19 protein-coding genes are annotated in these 17,765 nt (G+C 47.2%); 17 read left to right on the top strand and 2 right to left on the bottom strand.

Annotation, left to right across the window (positions count from 1 at the left end; genetic code table 11):
* The first annotated feature begins 93 nt into the window (after window positions 1-93).
* From trmJ to HR45_RS11685, 12 genes are all read left to right on the top strand, one after another.
* A complete protein-coding gene (gene trmJ / locus HR45_RS11740; protein ID WP_037443164.1) occupies window positions 94-828 on the top strand; it encodes a tRNA (cytosine(32)/uridine(32)-2'-O)-methyltransferase TrmJ in 735 nt (244 codons plus the stop codon).
* Window positions 829-840: 12 nt separating this feature from the next.
* Window positions 841-1,662 carry a serine O-acetyltransferase gene (gene cysE / locus HR45_RS11735; RefSeq protein WP_037443162.1) on the top strand — a complete coding sequence of 274 codons (822 nt, stop codon included), beginning with the start codon at window positions 841-843 and terminating at the stop codon, window positions 1,660-1,662.
* Window positions 1,663-1,851: 189 nt separating this feature from the next.
* Window positions 1,852-2,316 carry a Fe-S cluster assembly transcriptional regulator IscR gene (gene iscR, locus HR45_RS11730; RefSeq protein ID WP_037443160.1) on the top strand — a complete coding sequence of 155 codons (465 nt, stop codon included), beginning with the start codon at window positions 1,852-1,854 and terminating at the stop codon, window positions 2,314-2,316.
* A gap of 73 nt (window positions 2,317-2,389) precedes the next feature.
* Window positions 2,390-3,604, top strand: a complete 1,215-nt coding sequence (locus tag HR45_RS11725) for an IscS subfamily cysteine desulfurase (RefSeq protein ID WP_037443158.1) — start codon at window positions 2,390-2,392, stop codon at window positions 3,602-3,604.
* Window positions 3,605-3,638: 34 nt separating this feature from the next.
* The gene (gene iscU / locus HR45_RS11720) at window positions 3,639-4,019 is read left to right on the top strand and encodes a Fe-S cluster assembly scaffold IscU (protein ID WP_037443156.1); all 381 of its coding nucleotides are present in this window, start codon (window positions 3,639-3,641) and stop codon (window positions 4,017-4,019) included.
* Window positions 4,020-4,037: 18 nt separating this feature from the next.
* A complete protein-coding gene (gene iscA / locus HR45_RS11715) occupies window positions 4,038-4,361 on the top strand; it encodes an iron-sulfur cluster assembly protein IscA (RefSeq protein ID WP_037443154.1) in 324 nt (107 codons plus the stop codon).
* 27 nt (window positions 4,362-4,388) lie between these two features.
* On the top strand, window positions 4,389-4,910 hold the full coding sequence (gene hscB, locus HR45_RS11710; RefSeq protein ID WP_037443152.1) for a co-chaperone HscB: 522 nt from the start codon (window positions 4,389-4,391) through the stop codon (window positions 4,908-4,910).
* Window positions 4,911-4,995: 85 nt separating this feature from the next.
* Complete coding sequence (gene hscA, locus HR45_RS11705) at window positions 4,996-6,855, top strand: Fe-S protein assembly chaperone HscA (RefSeq protein WP_037443151.1); 1,860 nt, start codon at window positions 4,996-4,998, stop codon at window positions 6,853-6,855.
* A gap of 8 nt (window positions 6,856-6,863) precedes the next feature.
* Window positions 6,864-7,199 (top strand): ISC system 2Fe-2S type ferredoxin, encoded by a 336-nt coding sequence (gene fdx / locus HR45_RS11700; protein WP_037443149.1) that lies wholly within the window; start codon window positions 6,864-6,866, stop codon window positions 7,197-7,199.
* A gap of 84 nt (window positions 7,200-7,283) precedes the next feature.
* Window positions 7,284-7,481: a Fe-S cluster assembly protein IscX gene (gene iscX, locus HR45_RS11695; protein ID WP_037443147.1), complete on the top strand. Its 198-nt coding sequence runs from the start codon at window positions 7,284-7,286 to the stop codon at window positions 7,479-7,481.
* A 162-nt stretch (window positions 7,482-7,643) separates the two neighbouring features.
* Window positions 7,644-8,075, top strand: a complete 432-nt coding sequence (gene ndk, locus HR45_RS11690) for a nucleoside-diphosphate kinase (protein WP_037443145.1) — start codon at window positions 7,644-7,646, stop codon at window positions 8,073-8,075.
* Window positions 8,076-8,724: 649 nt separating this feature from the next.
* Complete coding sequence (locus tag HR45_RS11685; protein WP_037443143.1) at window positions 8,725-11,274, top strand: TonB-dependent receptor; 2,550 nt, start codon at window positions 8,725-8,727, stop codon at window positions 11,272-11,274.
* Between the two features lie 118 nt (window positions 11,275-11,392).
* Here the strand turns inward: HR45_RS11685 and HR45_RS11680 are convergent, their stop codons facing one another.
* Both HR45_RS11680 and dusC read right to left on the bottom strand, forming a co-directional pair.
* Window positions 11,393-11,725, bottom strand: a complete 333-nt coding sequence (locus HR45_RS11680; RefSeq protein ID WP_037443141.1) for a hypothetical protein — start codon at window positions 11,723-11,725, stop codon at window positions 11,393-11,395.
* Window positions 11,726-11,807: 82 nt separating this feature from the next.
* Window positions 11,808-12,749, bottom strand: a complete 942-nt coding sequence (gene dusC / locus HR45_RS11675) for a tRNA dihydrouridine(16) synthase DusC (protein WP_037443139.1) — start codon at window positions 12,747-12,749, stop codon at window positions 11,808-11,810.
* Between the two features lie 167 nt (window positions 12,750-12,916).
* Between dusC and HR45_RS11670 the strand changes: the two genes are divergently transcribed.
* The 5 genes from HR45_RS11670 to recR all read left to right on the top strand — a co-directional run bounded on the left by HR45_RS11670 (window position 12,917) and on the right by recR (window position 17,619).
* Entirely contained in the window at window positions 12,917-13,306 is a 390-nt protein-coding gene (locus HR45_RS11670) for a YbaN family protein (RefSeq protein ID WP_037443304.1), read from the top strand.
* A 148-nt stretch (window positions 13,307-13,454) separates the two neighbouring features.
* The gene (gene apt, locus HR45_RS11665) at window positions 13,455-14,006 is read left to right on the top strand and encodes an adenine phosphoribosyltransferase (RefSeq protein ID WP_037443137.1); all 552 of its coding nucleotides are present in this window, start codon (window positions 13,455-13,457) and stop codon (window positions 14,004-14,006) included.
* Window positions 14,007-14,126: 120 nt separating this feature from the next.
* On the top strand, window positions 14,127-16,553 hold the full coding sequence (dnaX, locus tag HR45_RS11660) for a DNA polymerase III subunit gamma/tau (protein WP_037443135.1): 2,427 nt from the start codon (window positions 14,127-14,129) through the stop codon (window positions 16,551-16,553).
* A 117-nt stretch (window positions 16,554-16,670) separates the two neighbouring features.
* Window positions 16,671-17,000, top strand: coding sequence for a YbaB/EbfC family nucleoid-associated protein (locus HR45_RS11655; protein WP_037443133.1), 330 nt, complete (start codon window positions 16,671-16,673; stop codon window positions 16,998-17,000).
* Window positions 17,001-17,019: 19 nt separating this feature from the next.
* Window positions 17,020-17,619 (top strand): recombination mediator RecR, encoded by a 600-nt coding sequence (gene recR, locus HR45_RS11650; protein ID WP_037443131.1) that lies wholly within the window; start codon window positions 17,020-17,022, stop codon window positions 17,617-17,619.
* Window positions 17,620-17,765: the final 146 nt, after the last annotated feature.

The raw sequence follows: 17,765 nt of genomic DNA, 5'->3' as shown, positions 1-17,765 counted from the left end.
AAGAGTTATATCAAATACCGATTTTTGTGTGAGCAATATTGGCGGTCTGTGATACGATCCGGCTCCTAATTTTTACGGAACTAAAGTCGTCAAATGCTTAGCAATATTCGGGTTGTTTTAGTGGGGACAACTCACTCAGGCAACATCGGCTCGGTAGCTCGAGCAATGAAAACCATGGGTTTATCTTCTCTCTATTTGGCAGAGCCAAAAGTGACGCCAGACGGTCAATCTATTGCGCTGGCCGCAGGGGCTTCTGACATCCTTAAAGATGCGATTACAGTGGATAGTATGGCTGAAGCCATTAAGGACTGTTCATTAGTGATTGCCACCAGTGCCAGAAGTCGCACATTAGAGTGGCCCGTGCTCGAACCAAGAGAAGCTGCACAAAAACTTGTTGCTGAAAGCGCAAACAGTAAAGTTGCCATTGTGTTTGGTCGTGAGCGTAATGGGTTAAGCAACGAAGAACTGCAAATGTGTCACTATCATTTGGCTATCCCTGCCAATAGTGAATATAGCTCGCTCAATTTGGCTCAGGCGGTGCAGATTGTGTGTTATGAAACCCGCATGGCATTTCTTGATACGCAAAACCAGGAAGAAACCACAGAGGTTGTTGAATATCCTTCAGTTGACGATCAAGAACGTTTCTACGAACATCTGCAACGAACGCTAACTAGCACCGGGTTTATTATTAAAAATCACCCGGGCCATATTATGCAGAAATTACGTCGTCTGTTCAGCAAAGCCAGAGTAGAAGCCCCCGAAATGAACATTTTACGGGGTATTTTGACCTCTATTGATAAAGCGACAGAAAAGCAAAAATCAGAGTAGTTCGAGGAATATATGGGTGTGATATCAAGACTCCGAGAGGATATTCAGTCAATCTATCACCGTGACCCCGCGGCACGTAGCGCGTTGGAGATTTTGCTTAACTATCCAGGCATGCATGCCATTTGGCTGCACCGCATCAGCAATAAGATGTGGAGAGCAAAATGGTTCTTTCTCGCGCGCTGTCTGTCCACATTTTCTCGTTGGCTTACCGGCGTTGAAATACACCCAGGTGCCACTATTGGCCGTCGCTTTTTTATTGACCATGGCATGGGCATCGTTATCGGTGAGACCGCAGAAATTGGCGACGATTGTACGCTTTATCACGGTGTGACCCTCGGTGGTACCACCTGGCAAGCGGGAAAACGTCACCCCACACTACAAAATAATGTCGTGATTGGTGCGGGCGCCAAAGTATTAGGGCCTATCACCATGCATGATGGTGCGCGAGTCGGTTCTAACTCTGTTGTGGTAAAAGATGTGCCTGCTAACACGACAGTCGTCGGGATCCCTGGACGTGTTGTCACCATGGGAACGCCTCAATCTAAAGAGAAGTCTGAGCGCCGCTCCGCGATGGCCAAAAAATATGGCTTCGATGCGTATGCTGTTTCACCTGATAACCCAGATCCTGTTGCCAATGCCATTGGTCAGATGCTTGATCATATGCATTTGATGGATTCCAAAGTTCAGGATTTATGTAAGGTAATGAAAGAGATGGGCGCGCCTATCTGTACCGAGAAATTACCTGAACTGGATGTTGGTGACTTCTGCGAGGCGGAATTGGCTGCAGCCGAAAAACGCAAGCAGGCGATGGACGCTTTCGATCCTGAGATCTAGCTATTTTTGTAACTAAATGAGGCTATTTCTCGTTGAATCCCGAACAGCAAAGGAGTTTAATACCCAACTATTAAACTTGGGTATTAAATTGGCGATAAAATAACCTAGTAACCTGCAGGGTTTTATACTTGACTAGTTTAGTAGGATATGGTCAAATTTAGGTATCTTATTTATCGCCATGGTGTTTTTATGAAGTTGACATCCAAAGGTCGTTACGCGGTAACCGCAATGCTTGATGTTGCGATACATTCGGCGACCGGGCCAGTACCACTGGCAGACATTTCAGAACGTCAGGGGATCTCTCTGTCTTATCTCGAGCAACTGTTCGCCAAACTCCGTAAAAAGGGCTTGGTAGCGAGTGTAAGAGGGCCGGGCGGTGGTTACCGTTTGGGGAAAGACGCTGCAGAAATCTCAGTGGCGATGGTTGTCAATGCGGTCGATGAGTCAGTAGATGCAACCCGTTGCCAAGGCCAATCGAACTGTCAGAGTGGCACTCGTTGTTTAACTCATTCACTGTGGGGCGATTTGAGTAAACAAATTTCTGAATTTTTGAACGGTATTAGTCTTGCCGCATTAATGCAGAAGCGCGATGTACAGTACATATCTGTTAAACAAGATAAGATACATCAGGAACAACAAAGGATCAGCGCCTGAGCCTTTGTTGAGAATTAATATAAAAGTACGTGGTATGTAGCCTCGGCGGAGACTGCTAAGTACGGAGTGTGTAATGAAACTTCCTATTTATTTGGATTATGCCGCAACAACGCCTGTCGACCCTCGGGTTGCGCAGAAAATGGCACAGTACATGACGATGGATGGTGTATTTGGGAATCCAGCGTCCCGTTCTCACCGTTACGGTTGGCAAGCTGAAGAAGCCGTAGATATCGCCCGTAATCAAATCGCTGATCTGATCAACGCCGACCCGCGTGAAATTGTGTTCACCTCTGGCGCGACTGAATCCGACAACCTAGCGATTAAAGGTGTGGCTAACTTTTATCAGAAGAAAGGTAAGCACATCATCACCAGCAAAACCGAACATAAGGCGGTATTGGACACTTGTCGTCAGCTTGAGCGTGATGGCTTTGAAGTGACCTATCTTGAGCCTGAAAGCAACGGTTTGATCCCGCTGGAACGTATTGAAAACGCGCTGCGTGATGACACCATTTTGGTCAGTATCATGCACGTGAACAATGAAATTGGTGTGATTCAAGACATCAATGCAATCGGCGAATTATGCCGTAGCAAAGGTATTGTCTTTCACGTTGATGCCGCGCAAGGCGCAGGCAAAGTTGCCATTGACGTGCAAGCTACCAAAGTTGACCTAATTTCTATCTCTGGCCACAAAATGTATGGTCCTAAAGGCATCGGTGCGCTGTATGTTCGCCGTAAACCTCGTATCCGTTTGGAAGCGCAAATGCATGGCGGTGGTCATGAACGTGGTATGCGCAGTGGTACTTTGCCGACTCACCAAATCGTGGGCATGGGCGAAGCGGCTGCCATTGCGAAAGCTGAAATGGACAAAGACAACGAACGTATTCGTTATCTGCGCGACAAGCTGTGGAATGGTATCAAGGATATCGAAGAAACCTACATCAATGGTGATATGGAACACCGCGTATGCGGTAGCTTGAACGTAAGTTTCGCTTATGTTGAAGGTGAATCATTGATGATGGCACTGAAAGATCTCGCAGTATCTTCTGGTTCTGCCTGTACTTCAGCCAGTCTCGAACCTAGCTATGTGCTACGTGCACTTGGTTTGAATGACGAGATGGCACACAGCTCAATTCGTTTTACTGTTGGTCGATTCACCACGGAAGAAGAGATTGATTACGCGATTGCAACTATTAAAGATTCAATCGGTAAGCTTAGGGAGATGTCTCCATTGTGGGAGATGTTCAAGGATGGTATTGACCTGAACCAGGTGCAGTGGGCTGCCCACTAACTTCCCGCAGACGTATTAAATTTGGAGCAATATCATGGCATACAGTGAAAAAGTGATTGACCACTACGAGAATCCTCGTAACGTGGGCTCGTTCGACAAAGATGATCCGTCCGTGGTGACTGGTATGGTCGGTGCCCCTGCTTGTGGTGACGTAATGAAACTGCAGCTGAAAATCAACGAATCAGGCATCATTGAAGACGCTCGTTTTAAAACTTATGGTTGCGGTAGCGCAATCGCCTCTAGCTCGCTGGTAACAGAGTGGGTGAAAGGGAAAAGTGTTGAAGAAGCCGCTTCAATTAAGAACACCGACATCGCAGAAGAGTTGGCGTTGCCACCAGTGAAAATTCACTGCTCAATTTTGGCAGAAGACGCAATTAAAGCCGCTCTGGAAGAATATAAGACCAAGAAAGCCTAACCAAGATCGGGAGTTAATATGTCGATTTCGATGACACCTGCTGCTGCAGACCGCGTCAAATCTTTTCTGGATAATCGCGGAAAAGGTATCGGTTTGCGTTTAGGGTTAAAAACTTCCGGTTGTAGTGGTATGGCTTATGTCCTCGAGTTTGTCGATGAACTCAACGAAGACGATGAGTTATTTGAAGTGAATGGCGTCAACATCATCATTGACGCCAAAAGCTTGATTTACCTTGAGGGCATTGAACTTGATTTTGTCAAAGAAGGCCTCAACGAAGGTTTTCAGTTCAATAATCCTAATGCCAAGGGCGAGTGTGGCTGCGGTGAAAGTTTCACAGTCTAGCCTACTCGCTTCGCAATAGAGCGCTGTATGAACTACTTCGAGTTGTTTAATTTGCCAGCGACATTTGATGTTGATGTCGCTGAGCTGTCCACCCGCTATCGTGAGCTGCAAAAAACGGCTCATCCCGATAGATTCGCCAACGCCAGTGAACAACAAAAGCTACTGGCCGTTTCCCGTACCGCGCAAATTAACGATGGCTTTCAAACCCTGAAAGACCCGATTCGTCGCGCCGAGCATTTGCTGGAAATGAAAGGGGTGGAATTACAAAATGAAACCCAAACGGTGAAAGACACCAGCTTCCTGATGCAGCAAATGGAATGGCGTGAAGCATTAGAGGATATTAGTCGTAGTGGTGATGAAGATGAAGCCGATAAGCTTGAGCGTTCTTTCAAGCAATATCGTGCGGATATCACCCATGCGCTGCAGGACTTATTAGCAAAAGATGATGTGGCAGCAACGCAAAGCGCAGCGGATCACGTCAGAAAGCTAAAGTTTATGGCAAAATTGCAGGATGAACTGGTTAGAATTCAGGACGCGATGTACGACTGAGTGTTCTGAGTGAAGCTTCACTTACCTTAGTTAACGATTTGGCTCACTTAGGTTGAGCCAAATTTTTAATGAAGAATGGATATTTATGGCACTTTTGCAAATTGCTGAACCCGGCCAAATGGCTGCTCCTCACCAGCATCGACTCGCCGCTGGTATTGATTTAGGTACCACTAATTCGCTAGTGGCTTCAGTGCGTAGTGGCAAGGCTGAGACCTTAGCTGACGTTGACGGAAGTCATTCATTACCTTCAGTGGTGCATTTCGCTAAAGACGGCATTACCGTGGGCAGTGAAGCACTGGCCCATTCTGCGGTCGATCCACAAAATACCATAGTGTCAGTAAAACGCTTTATGGGGCGCTCGCTGGCGGATGTGCAACAGGGCGCTCAGCGCTATCCATATCGGTTTGAATCGAGTGAAAACGGTTTGCCGGTATTTGTCACTGAGGCCGGAAAACTCAATCCAGTGCAGGTTTCTGCAGAGATTTTGCGTCCGCTGGTGGCTCGTGCTGAAGACACACTGGGTGGTTCGCTTGAAGGTGTGGTGATTACCGTGCCAGCCTATTTTGATGATGCACAACGTCAAGGCACCAAAGATTCGGCAAACCTGCTGGGCGTTAAGGTACTGCGTTTATTAAATGAGCCAACAGCTGCAGCCATCGCTTACGGTTTAGATTCAGGTCAGGAAGGTGTTATTGCCGTTTACGACTTGGGTGGCGGTACGTTTGATATCTCTATTTTGCGATTAAATCGTGGTGTGTTTGAGGTATTGGCAACGGGTGGTGACTCGCAACTTGGCGGTGATGATTTCGACCATCTGCTTGCAGAAGATCTGCGTGCTCGCCTCGGCTTGGGTGAGCTTGCGCCTCAGCTAGAGCGTAAACTGCTGATGGAAGCGCGCCGCGTGAAAGAAGTGCTATCAAATAGCGCTACTGCGACCACAGTGCTGACAGTCGATGATAGTGACGTTTCTTGCGATACCAGCGTGGAACAGTTTAATGAGCTGATCAATAAGTTGGTGAAGAAAACTATTCAAAGCTGCCGTAAAGCACTGCGTGATGCGGGAGTGGAAGCGGAAGAAGTATTGGAAGTAGTGATGGTTGGTGGTTCGACCCGCGTGCCATTAGTACGCGAGTTAGTTGGCGAATTCTTCGGTCGCACACCACTTACGAGTATCGACCCGGATCGTGTTGTCGCAATTGGCGCTGCTATTCAAGCCGATATTTTGGTGGGTAATAAGCCTGACTCAGAATTATTATTGTTGGATGTTATTCCACTGTCGCTCGGTATTGAAACCATGGGTGGCTTGGTTGAGAAAGTTATCCCACGTAATACCACTATCCCTGTCGCAAGGGCGCAAGAGTTTACTACCTTTAAAGATGGTCAAACTGCAATGGCATTTCATGTGGTACAAGGTGAGCGTGAACTGGTGTCTGATTGCAGATCCTTGGCGCGTTTTACCTTACGTGGAATCCCATCGCTCGCGGCGGGCGCTGCGCACATTCGCGTGACATTCCAGGTGGATGCTGATGGCTTATTGAGCGTAACAGCGATGGAAAAGTCTACGGGTGTACAATCCAGCATTCAGGTGAAACCATCATTTGGTCTTTCTGATACTGAAATCGCAGGCATGATTAAAGACTCAATGACCTACGCTAAACAGGACATTGAGCTACGGATGTTGACCGAACAAAAAGTGGAAGCTGCACGAGTGCTCGAGTCGTTGAACGCAGCGTTAGCTGCCGATGGTGAGCTACTCACAGACGCCGAACGTGCTGAAGTTGATGGTGCCATGCAATTGTTAGCACAGAGTGCTGAAGCTGATAATGCTGATGCAATTAAGCAGGCCATCGAGCAAGTAGATGCTGCTACCCAAGCTTTCGCTGCTAAGCGTATGGATAATTCAATTAGAGCCGCACTGAAAGGTCAGTCGGTGGATAAAATATAGGTGCAATAATGCCGCAAATCGTATTTTTACCTCATGCAGATCTGTGCCCAGATGGAGCAGTCGTTGAGGCTGATAAAGGCGAATCTATTTTGAATGTTGCGTTACGCAACGGTATCGAAATTGAGCATGCTTGTGAAAAGTCATGCGCCTGTACAACCTGTCACGTTATTGTGCGTGAAGGATTTAATAACCTCGAGCCAAGTGATGATTTGGAAGACGACATGCTGGATAAGGCGTGGGGCCTAGAACCAGAAAGCCGTCTGTCTTGCCAAGCGAAGGTGGAAGATGAAGACCTCGTGGTCGAAATACCTAAGTACACCATTAACATGGTAAGTGAAGGTTAAAAACGAAAGGCCAGCGCAAGCTGGCCTTTTTGTCACTAGTGCTAAGCTTAAGGTAACCGCCCTTAGTTGATTTGAGGAGGCGTTATGTCATTAAAATGGACTGATTCACTTGATATCGCTCTGGAACTGCTGGAAGCCCATCCAGAGGTCGATCCTGAAAGCGTGAGCTTTACCGATTTATATAACTGGATTATGGCGTTAGAGGCATTTGATGATGATCCTAAGCATTGTGGTGAGCGCATTTTAGAAGCGGTACAACAATGCTGGATTGAAGAGCGATAATCGTCTGAGATTTAAAATGTGGTGCTGTTCGCAGTCAAAGAACAAGCAAGATTGCGCCATCTCCGTAAAATCGTTGCTTTTGTGAGATTAAATTAGGATTTTTAATCGTTATTTCGTATAATCCGCGCGAAATTTAAATTCGCTGATTTAGGAACCTTAACAATGGCGATTGAACGTACTTTTTCTATCATCAAGCCTGATGCAGTTGCAAAAAACCACATCGGTGCAATCTACAGCCGTTTCGAAAGCGCTGGCCTGAAAATCATTGCGTCTAAAATGGTTCACCTGACTAAAGAACAAGCTGAAGGCTTCTACGCTGAGCACAGCGAACGTCCTTTCTTTGGTGCTTTGGTTAGCTTCATGACTTCTGGTCCTATCATGGTACAGGTTCTGGAAGGCGAAAACGCTGTTCTGGCTAACCGTGAAATCATGGGTGCTACCAACCCAGCTGAAGCTGCTCGCGGTACTCTGCGTGCTGATTACGCAGTAAGCATCGATGAAAATGCTGTTCACGGTTCAGATGCTCTGGCTTCTGCAGAACGTGAAATTGCTTATTTCTTCGCAGCTGACGAAATCTGCCCACGTACTCGTTAATTAGTACGCTAGGTAAAAAGGGGCGCGTTGATACGCGCCTTTTTTGTTGGTTGCAATCAAGACACATGGGTTCCGATCGTGTGTAAAGCGGTTTAAAAATTTGTTGTTTCGATAAGCGTCTTTCTTCCTTTCTCATGTGGCTTCCTTTCCCTGCTTAAACTTCAATTTCATGCCTCGTTCTTACATTGCCATTAATACTGTAGTATTCGTAACCTATTGATACATGTTTGTCTTAATTGTTTTATTTTTACACGTCGAAACATATCCATTTTAATTAATCTTAATTAGTACTTTTTTTGCACTAAAAATAAGATATTCGGCTTGCTTTAAAAACCTATCTAAATAGCTTAATCATGTATATATAGTTAAATTTAAAAAGTTTTAACCTTATTTATAAATATGAATCAAGATGTATCTTATCGTTAGTTTTAATAATAACACATTGTAATTTAATAAGTTTATTGTTATCTGCTGTTTCGGGGGCCTTTGGCGTTTGTATCAATTTGTTTTAATTGGATTAATTCGGCACCTGCTTTATTGAACTTGATGCTGAATTTGTGAAATATGCTCTCGAAGATTAATTCTTCGTGAATATCAAAAAATATAAGCGAGCATTTCGCATTTAGGAAAATCGTCAAGGGAGTTAAGCATGAACTCTATTAGTTTAACGGCTAAGGCAGTCAGCCGTGGCTTGTTAATGACCGCAGTATCAGGATTTGTTTTTAGTCAATATAGCTTGGCGGCAGAGCAAGCTGCTAGCGAGCAAGCAAACACCGATAAAGTGGAACGTATCGAAGTTACCGGTTCGCGTATTCAGCGAGCTGATCTGGAAACCGCTTCACCGGTCACCACAATCAGCGCAGATACTATTGTCGCGCAAGGGTACACTTCTGTTGACCAACTGCTGCAAGACCAAACTTCTATGGCGGGAGCGCCTATCGGTTCAACGACCAATAATGGTTCTGATGGTGTAGCACAAGTTGATTTACGGGGTATGGGATCGCAACGCACGTTAGTACTGCTAAACGGTCGCCGCATGGTGAACTCGGGTTCTGGTGCGGATAGTGCAGTGGATTTGAACTCAATTCCAGTTTCAATGATCCAACGCGTCGAAATTCTCAAAGATGGTGCCTCAGCTGTTTACGGCTCGGATGCAATCGCAGGCGTGGTAAACATCATCACTAAAAAAGATTTTGAAGGCTTTCAATTAGATGCGAAATCTTCTACTACAGACAAAGGTGATGGCCAAACTTATGAGTTGAGTGGCTTATATGGTTTTAATACCAAAAATGGTGGTAACTACACTGTTGGGGCTGCGTTCTCAAAACGTAATGGTGTAATTCAAGGCGATCGCGATTGGACCGAGTCTGGTGCGAGTTCATTCATTCCTGAGGGTGCGTTAAATGGTATGCGTTCTGCCGCAGACGGTAGCTGGTATGCACGTGACTATGGTTATGACTACACACAAGACAGTTACTACCAAACGCCATCAAAACGTTACAGCTTGTTCGCCAATATGACACAAGAATTGAACGACGACATGGTGTTAACGGGGGATTTCCTCTATACCAAGCGTAAGTCTCATCAACAGATGGCCGCTCAGCCAGCAGATATTTTCTTAGATGTCTGCACCGATACATTGACGAGCAATTGTGTGACGCTGGATAGCGCGATGACGGCCGCAGGCATTACCGCAGATGCGAATGGCCAAGTTGAATACCGTCAGCGTACTAATGATGTGGGTGACCGCATTTATACTCAAGATACTGATACTTATCGCGCATCGTTGGGGTTACAAGGTGACTTGAATGTTGCCAATGGTATGCGTTGGGATGTGTCATACACCTACGGTAAAAACAAAGCAACGACCGGCACAGAAAACTCAATCAATGCGACATGGATGGCGGATGCTATCTATGCCGACCAAGACGCTTGGTTTTACAGTGATAACGTTCCTACTGATGCTATCGATGACATTAGTTACACTGAATCTAACAGCGGCGGTAACGAGCAGCACGATGTTCAAGCCAACCTTAGTGGTGATTTATTCCAAGTAAGCGGTGGCGCAGTAAGTTACGCTATTGGCGCTGAATACCGTTATGAAGAAGGCTTCTATACGCCAGATCCGATTATTGTTGCCGGTGAAAGCACCGCCGCACAACAAGATCCGACTAAAGGCCATTACGACGTTATCTCTTTCTATCAGGAAGTCAGCGTACCGTTCACTGAAAAACTGACTGGTGATTTTGCTTTCCGTTACGACGAATATGACACCTTTGGTAAGGCGTCTACTTGGAAAGTGGGCCTAACTTATCGTATCACCGATGATTTAATGTTACGCGGCGTGACGGCTACAGGTTTCCGTGCACCTAGTATCAGTGAGTTGTACGGTGGTAATTCAGGCTCGTACGATTATCTAGATGACCCATGGGGCAATGCTCAAGATTCTCAATTACTGGTCAACTACACTTCCGATGATGATCTGAAACCTGAAGAGTCAGAATCTTTCACTGCGGGCTTTGTATACTCTCCAAGCTATTTGGAAGGGTTTTCAACGACTGTCGATTATTGGAAGTTTAATATCACCAATGCTATCAGCCGTGTTGATGTACAAGCCAACTTGAACGCCTGTTATAACGGCGATGCTGAAGCATGTAGCGCTGTCGGTATTACCGAAGCTGAAGGCGTTGCGGGTGATTTAAGTGGTTTGACGGCAGCCTTGACTAACATCGGTACGCTGAAAACCAGCGGCGTCGATATCAACGTTAAATATGCGTTCACCGGTTTAGGCTTGGATTGGAGTATCAACAATGATGCGACCTATCTGATTGAGCACATCGAAGATGGCATTGACTACGTCGATTATGTCGATGGCAACATGGGCGGCTATGCTAAATGGCGTAATAACTTCAGTATCACGGCGAGCCAAGACGACTGGAGTATCATGTATTACAACCGTTATATTAGCAGCATGCGCGATTATAGCGCCGACGATGGTTCAAGAGCCGATTCAGTGCTGTACCATAACATTGTGGGCACCTATCACTTTACTGATAACTTGAGTGTGTCTGCTGGCGTGAAAAACTTCACTGATGAAGACCCATCATATGTATCTAACGGCAGTGATGGTGGGACATCCCCGCAAGTTTATGATGTAGTTGGACGTCAAATCTACGGCAATGTTAGCTATAAATTCTGATGATCTTGGCAAGGTGCAGCTATTGTTTTGCTAATCCTTGTTAACCAAAAAGGTAGTCGTTATGACTACCTTTTTTATCGATGTGGCGGAGCAAATATATCGCTGCTTAGCACAGGTGCTAGTGGGTTAAACGTAGCTCTTGGCGATGCTGATGCCGAAACTGTTCATCACACAGTTGGCAGCGCTGTTCGGTCGGATCGCTTGCAATACGATCAGCTTCAATTTCAGCTTCGCAGTCAGCGCATAGGCCATATAAACCAAGCTCTAATTGGCAAATTGCCGCATCCAGGCGAACCAATCTTGCATAGATAGCGTTGCCACACAGTTCGCGTTTAGCCATCAACTCAATGATGTCTCCGAGCGCCATATCTCGCCATTGTGGATCCAACGCCACCAACTCGCTTCTGATGTCCTTTTCTATTGCCGACAATCGTTGTCTTATCTGCTGCATGATCACGCCGCCCTTTAGTGGTCGCTGAAGTTCCTAGTCTAGTGAGCTAATTGCGGCTCACTATGACATTGATCAAGTTCAGCTACTTTTGCAGCAAGCTCGCAGTGTTTTCTAACAGTACGATGATCTCTTCACGGGTTTTCAGCAGGCGCAGTTGCCGAAACAGCTGATCGGCTTCTTCATATTGGCGATTCAGGTAACTAAACCATTGCTTGATGCGTGCCGGGAAATAGAGATTTTTCTCGTGTTCAAACTGGGTGTATTGCAGCAACAACTGCAGTGTTTGCTGCCAAGAGTAGGGCGCTTCAATACCTTTGATCGCACTGGCGAGATTAGGCAGTGCAATCGCGCCGCGTCCCACCATGACATCGTTGCAGCCGGTAACGTCAATACAGCGAGCCGCATCTGCTTGGGTCCATATCTCGCCGTTGGCGATAACCGGTATGGGTAATTTTTGCCGAATATCGGCGATATATTCCCAGTAGGCAGGCGGTTTATAGCCATCGACTTTGCTGCGGGCATGCACTGCCAGTTCCGTTGCGCCAGCTTCATAAACCGCAAGCGCATTTTCCATATAGAGCGAACGATCATCAAAGCCTAAGCGAATTTTGGCGGTAACCGGATGTTCCGCTGGGACCGCTTGGCGCATGGCTTTGACAATGTCATGTACTTGCTCTGGACAGCGCAGTAATACAGCACCGCCGTTACTGCGGTTGACCATTTTCGCTGGACAGCCGAAATTGGCATCTACCCCATGAGAACCGAGATTAATGGCGGTGACGGCGTTGTCTGCCATGCAACTAGGATCTTGTCCCAATAACTGCACCCGCACAGGTGTTCCCGCTTTTGTTTTACCTGCTTGCAGTAGCTCAGGGCATAAACGGTAAAACACTTTTTCGGGCAATAGTTGATCAACCACGCGCACAAATTCTGTCACCAGCAAATCGTATTGATTGATGCTGGACAGCAATTCACGCATTAAATGGTCAACAACCCCTTCCATCGGGGCAAGGATTACTCTCACGTGGTGACAACCTCATATTTTGGGGCTGCGCATTCTACCTTAAAAGTGGGCTTTGCCCAACGACGTCAGTGGTTAATTCGATGGCGACAATCTATCCGCTAGCTCTTGGGAATTTTGCAAAACTTAGCTAAACTTCACAATTGAGAATTGTTTTCATTTGGTGTTTGCTGATGTTGAAACGTAGCTTCTTTTTAGTCTCAGGATTGCTGGCTGTCGGATTAGGCGTGTTGGGCATGTTTCTGCCATTGTTGCCAACGGTGCCATTTCTGTTGTTAGCCGGATTTTGTTTTGCGCGTTCTAGCCCCAAATTGCATCGTTGGTTACATCAACATCCTTGGTTTGCTGCGCCGCTGGCAGATTGGAACCAAAACCGAGTTATTCGTCGGCCATTGAAGATCAGGGCATCGGTGATTTCGGCACTCAGTTTTGCCGTTAGCATTGCTGTAGTACCATTAGTCTGGGTCAAGCTGCTGTTAGTCACACTGTTTATTTGTTTAATGGTCTTCATATGGCGGCAGAATGAAGTCGCAACTGTGTCACCTTTGTCGGCCAAATAAACAACCGTTGCCGCACAAACACTCAAATGCGGTTGCAACCATATTCAAAGCGGCTTAAGCTTTAGCCGGATTTTAGACGAGGTCCACCTAGGGTGGGCCTTTTTGTTGTTAGAAACAGGGTAAACCCGTCAAATTAAGTATTGAGATTATGGCTATAAATACCGAGCAGTTGGCGCTAATCAAGCAGAGTATCAAAACCATTCCTGATTATCCGAAAGCCGGCATCATGTTCCGTGATGTGACCAGTTTGCTGGAAGACCCAGTTGCCTATCAGGTCACCATTAAGGCGTTTTTGGATAAGTATCAAGGCCTAGGTTTTACCAAGGTGGTGGGTACCGAAGCGCGCGGTTTTCTGTTTGGTGCGCCGTTGGCACTTGAATTAGGTGTTGGTTTTGTCCCAGTGCGTAAACCAGGTAAATTGCCTCGCCCAACGATTTCAGAAAGCTATGAACTGGAATACGGCCATGACACCCTCGAAATGCACAAAGATGCTATTGTGCCGGGCGATAAAGTGCTGGTAGTTGATGATCTGTTGGCCACTGGTGGCACTATCGAAGCGACGGTGAAACTGGTTCGTCAGTTAGGTGGCGAAGTTAAGCATGCCGCCTTTGTGATCTCTTTGCCAGATCTGGGCGGTCAACAACGCCTTGAAGCGATGGGATTGGAAATCTGTCAATTATGTGAGTTTGACGGGGATTAATTCCGCAAACTCTCAAGCCTCGGATCGTAGCAATAGCATGTCTTGAATCTGCATGGTATTGTTTGACGATCCGCGGAGCTTGCTCCCGCAATATCAAGCCAATGTTATTTGGGGAGTTTCATGTCATATCAGGTGTTAGCCAGAAAATGGCGACCTGCCAGCTTTGATCAGGTTGTGGGCCAGTCCCACGTCCTGCATGCATTAACCAATGCGCTCGGTCAGCAGCGCTTGCATCACGCTTATCTCTTCACTGGCACTCGCGGCGTCGGTAAAACGAGTCTCGCGCGGTTATTTGCCAAAGGTCTCAACTGCGAGCAAGGCATTACCGCTACACCATGTGGTAAATGCGCTAGTTGTGTTGAGATTGCCCAAGGGCGATTCGTCGATCTTATCGAAGTAGATGCTGCGTCGCGTACCAAAGTAGACGATACGCGTGAGCTGTTGGACAACGTGCAATATCGACCCACACGCGGTCGTTTCAAAGTCTATCTGATTGACGAAGTTCATATGTTGTCGCGTAGCAGCTTCAATGCCTTGCTCAAGACACTGGAAGAGCCCCCCGAACACGTTAAGTTTCTGTTGGCGACTACTGACCCGCAAAAGTTGCCAGTAACCGTATTATCACGCTGTTTGCAATTCAATCTGAAGAGTTTAAATCAGCAGGAGATTGGCGCTCAGTTGACGCATATCCTGAGTCAGGAACACATTCCGACAGAGGACGCCGCCGTTAACCTGTTGGCTAAAGCGGCAAATGGCAGTATGCGTGATGCGCTGAGCCTTACCGATCAAGCCATCGCGTTTGGTGCAGGTCAGGTGATGCTGACTCAAGTGCAAACGATGCTGGGTTCTGTGGATGAACGTCAGGTCATTTCACTGCTCCAAGCCTTGGTCAATGCCGATATCGCCGAGTTACTCACGCAGGCTGACAAAGTGTTGGCGTTTGGGGCTGATGCGAATGAGGTCTTGCGTAGTTTGCTGGAGCTGTTGCATCAAATAACCCTAACGCAATTTGCTCCGGCAGCGGCACAGTTATCTATGTATGCTGAGCAGATCCAAACGTTTGCTAAGGCGCTGGCGCCCGAGCAGGTGCAACTCTATTACCAGCTTTTGCTGACGGGACGCAAAGATCTACCTTATGCGCCGGATCCGAAATCAGGACTTGAGATGGCCTTGTTGCGAGCGGTGGCTTTTGAACCGAAAGCGACACCTTCACGCTGGTTGGCAGAAAGTGATGCGACTGCCGCAAAAGTACAGTTACCCAGCAGTCATGAAAATTCAGCGGCGCCAACGCTTAGCACTCCGGATGCAACGCTTGATCCAGCAAATATTTCAGCCCAATCCTCGGACGATATTGCTCAAGCAAGTGAAGAAGAGGATGACGAGGCATTAGCCGCTGAACAAGCTTTGATTATGTCGCAGGCCGACAGCATGGGCTACCAAGGTTACGAACAGATGCCACAAGCTTCTGACTACAATGTCGAAGATGACTATGGAACGGCGCCTGCCGAGCAGCTTGTCGATGAAAAGCGCTACGTCACTGATGAAGATGATACTGAGCAAGCTCCATTTCATGATGAGCTTACGGGAGATATGTTTTCCGCAGCAACGCCTGCACCAGCAGCACCTGCGTTAATCCCGAGCGATAGTGAACCAGCAACTCAAGGTGCTGATGGATTGTTCGGTGATGATCTCCTCGATCAAGTATTGGCCAGTCGTGACAGTCTGATAAAAGATATTGAAGCGATGTCGGCGGACGAAGAGGAGAGTGCTGCCCGCTCGCCGGGACTTGCTTCAAAAAAAGTGGCTCAGGAAACCCGTGGAGTCCTTCCTGAGCCGGCACTAACAGAGACTCCACCGACAGTAACGAACGAAGCAAATGCGGTAGAGAATCTGGGGAGTTCAGATACGTCGTCGGCGGTTAATCAAGCCGATGAGCAACGAGATAACGCCTCTTCAGTCGAAGACATCGCGAGTGAAGTTGCCCCCGCGGTAAAGGATGCCACATCATCAACGGACATAGCACAAACAGAGTTGCAGCGTACACCGGAACTAGAGGTCGCAGCGACTGCAGCAATAGCGCCACAAGCAACAGCGCCGTTATCACAGCTTGCTGCACCGACTGGGCATCCTGATGACCTCAATTGGTACAAGCTGGTGGCCAGCGCCAATATTGGCGGGCGAGTGCGGCAACTCGCGGCAAACTCGGTATGTTATACGCTCGGAGAGCAAATCAGGTTATTGCTCAAGCCTGACCAAAAGCACTTAGCCGCAAAAACTGCCGTGGCACAGATGGAAAGTGCAATGAGCGAAGCGCTGGGCGTTAGCTGTCAGGCGGTTATCGAGGTTGGTGTTGATGAGCAACGTGAGACGCCGTTAGAGATTCGACATCGTTTCAATCGAGAATTACTGGCGCAAGCTAAGGCTGCATTGATTCAGGATGACAACATTCAATGGCTGATGACGCAGATGGGCGCCGAGCTTGATGAAGATTCGCTTAGCTACCCGGGTGAAATGCTGGCTGAAAAAACGGCGTTAATTGCCAGTTAAGTGATATCACGGTCGAATTCGCGACGAGCTTGCGGCATTTAAATTGCCAATAGTGAATATTTGGGTAAGATGGGCGAGTTTTCGCTATCACCTTTAGTTAATGAAAGAGAACTGAATATGTTTGGAAAAGGCGGTATGGGCAACCTGATGAAGCAGGCCCAGCAAATGCAAGATCGTATGGCAAAAATGCAGGAAGAGATCGCTCGTATGGAAGTCACGGGTGAATCAGGTGCAGGTCTGGTAAAAGTCACCATGACCGGCAGCCATAACGTACGCAAAGTCGAAATTGATCCAAGCTTGCTCGAAGATGATAAAGAGATGCTGGAAGATTTGATTGCAGCAGCGTGCAACGATGCGGCCCGTCGTGTCGAAGAAACGCAAAAAGAGAAAATGGCGCAAGTGACTGGCGGCATGCAATTGCCACCAGGTATGAAAATGCCATTTTAATTGAGCAACGATTATCAGCATGAAATTTAGTCCGTTAGTTGACGAACTGATCCAATCGTTGCGTTGTTTGCCGGGCGTTGGCCCGAAATCGGCGCAACGCATGGCATTTCAGTTGTTGGAACGTGAACGCAAAGCTGGCTTAAAGCTCGCGGACGCACTATCAAAGGCGATGAGTGACGTAGGCCATTGTCAAAGTTGCCGCACCTTCACTGAAGAATCTTTGTGCCCGATTTGCGCCAGTAATAAACGTGGACAAGCCGATACTATCTGCGTCGTAGAAACGCCGGCAGATGTGTTAGCCATTGAAGCCGGTGGCCATTTTTCAGGCCGGTATTTCGTGTTACTTGGGCATCTTTCGCCGTTAGACGGGATTGGTCCTGAAGAACTCGGATTGAGTTTATTGGAGCAGCACCTGCAAACGGGTGATATCCTAGAATTGATCCTTGCGACTAATCCAACCGTCGAAGGCGACGCAACTGCGCACTATATTGCGGATATCGCGCGTCGTCATAACGTTAAGGTGAGTCGAATAGCGCATGGCGTGCCTGTTGGTGGTGAACTCGAATATGTCGACAGCACCACTTTAGCGCTGTCTTTTAATGGCCGCATTCAGCTGTAAACGATAAAACTCATCATGTTGTGAATCACTAAAGCCTCGCATTTGCGGGGCTTTTTGTTTGTTGATTGTTGGCTTTTTGAACGTTTCACCACGTTGGGAGCTTGAAAAGCGCATATCGGCCCCCATCTTAGTTTTCAATCAGGTTT

The organism is Shewanella mangrovi, from assembly GCF_000753795.1.
Lineage (GTDB): Bacteria > Pseudomonadota > Gammaproteobacteria > Enterobacterales > Shewanellaceae > Shewanella > Shewanella mangrovi.
The sequence above is the reverse complement of the archived record's forward strand: the minus strand, read 5'-3'. Positions and strand labels throughout refer to the sequence as shown.

Bases quoted from the DNA above. Each gene is read 5' to 3' on its own strand.
- cysE (WP_037443162.1), top strand. From the start codon at position 841: ATGGGTGTGATATCAAGACTCCGAGAGGATATTCAGTCAATCTATCAC.
- recR (WP_037443131.1), top strand. From the start codon at position 17,020: ATGAAATTTAGTCCGTTAGTTGACGAACTGATCCAATCGTTGCGTTGT.
- HR45_RS11685 (WP_037443143.1), top strand. From the start codon at position 8,725: ATGAACTCTATTAGTTTAACGGCTAAGGCAGTCAGCCGTGGCTTGTTA.
- iscA (WP_037443154.1), top strand. From the start codon at position 4,038: ATGTCGATTTCGATGACACCTGCTGCTGCAGACCGCGTCAAATCTTTT.
- HR45_RS11655 (WP_037443133.1), top strand. From the start codon at position 16,671: ATGTTTGGAAAAGGCGGTATGGGCAACCTGATGAAGCAGGCCCAGCAA.
- HR45_RS11680 (WP_037443141.1), bottom strand. From the start codon at position 11,725: ATGCAGCAGATAAGACAACGATTGTCGGCAATAGAAAAGGACATCAGA.
- iscU (WP_037443156.1), top strand. From the start codon at position 3,639: ATGGCATACAGTGAAAAAGTGATTGACCACTACGAGAATCCTCGTAAC.
- iscX (WP_037443147.1), top strand. From the start codon at position 7,284: ATGTCATTAAAATGGACTGATTCACTTGATATCGCTCTGGAACTGCTG.
- dnaX (WP_037443135.1), top strand. From the start codon at position 14,127: ATGTCATATCAGGTGTTAGCCAGAAAATGGCGACCTGCCAGCTTTGAT.
- trmJ (WP_037443164.1), top strand. From the start codon at position 94: ATGCTTAGCAATATTCGGGTTGTTTTAGTGGGGACAACTCACTCAGGC.
- apt (WP_037443137.1), top strand. From the start codon at position 13,455: ATGGCTATAAATACCGAGCAGTTGGCGCTAATCAAGCAGAGTATCAAA.
- ndk (WP_037443145.1), top strand. From the start codon at position 7,644: ATGGCGATTGAACGTACTTTTTCTATCATCAAGCCTGATGCAGTTGCA.
- HR45_RS11725 (WP_037443158.1), top strand. From the start codon at position 2,390: ATGAAACTTCCTATTTATTTGGATTATGCCGCAACAACGCCTGTCGAC.
- fdx (WP_037443149.1), top strand. From the start codon at position 6,864: ATGCCGCAAATCGTATTTTTACCTCATGCAGATCTGTGCCCAGATGGA.
- hscA (WP_037443151.1), top strand. From the start codon at position 4,996: ATGGCACTTTTGCAAATTGCTGAACCCGGCCAAATGGCTGCTCCTCAC.
- hscB (WP_037443152.1), top strand. From the start codon at position 4,389: ATGAACTACTTCGAGTTGTTTAATTTGCCAGCGACATTTGATGTTGAT.
- iscR (WP_037443160.1), top strand. From the start codon at position 1,852: ATGAAGTTGACATCCAAAGGTCGTTACGCGGTAACCGCAATGCTTGAT.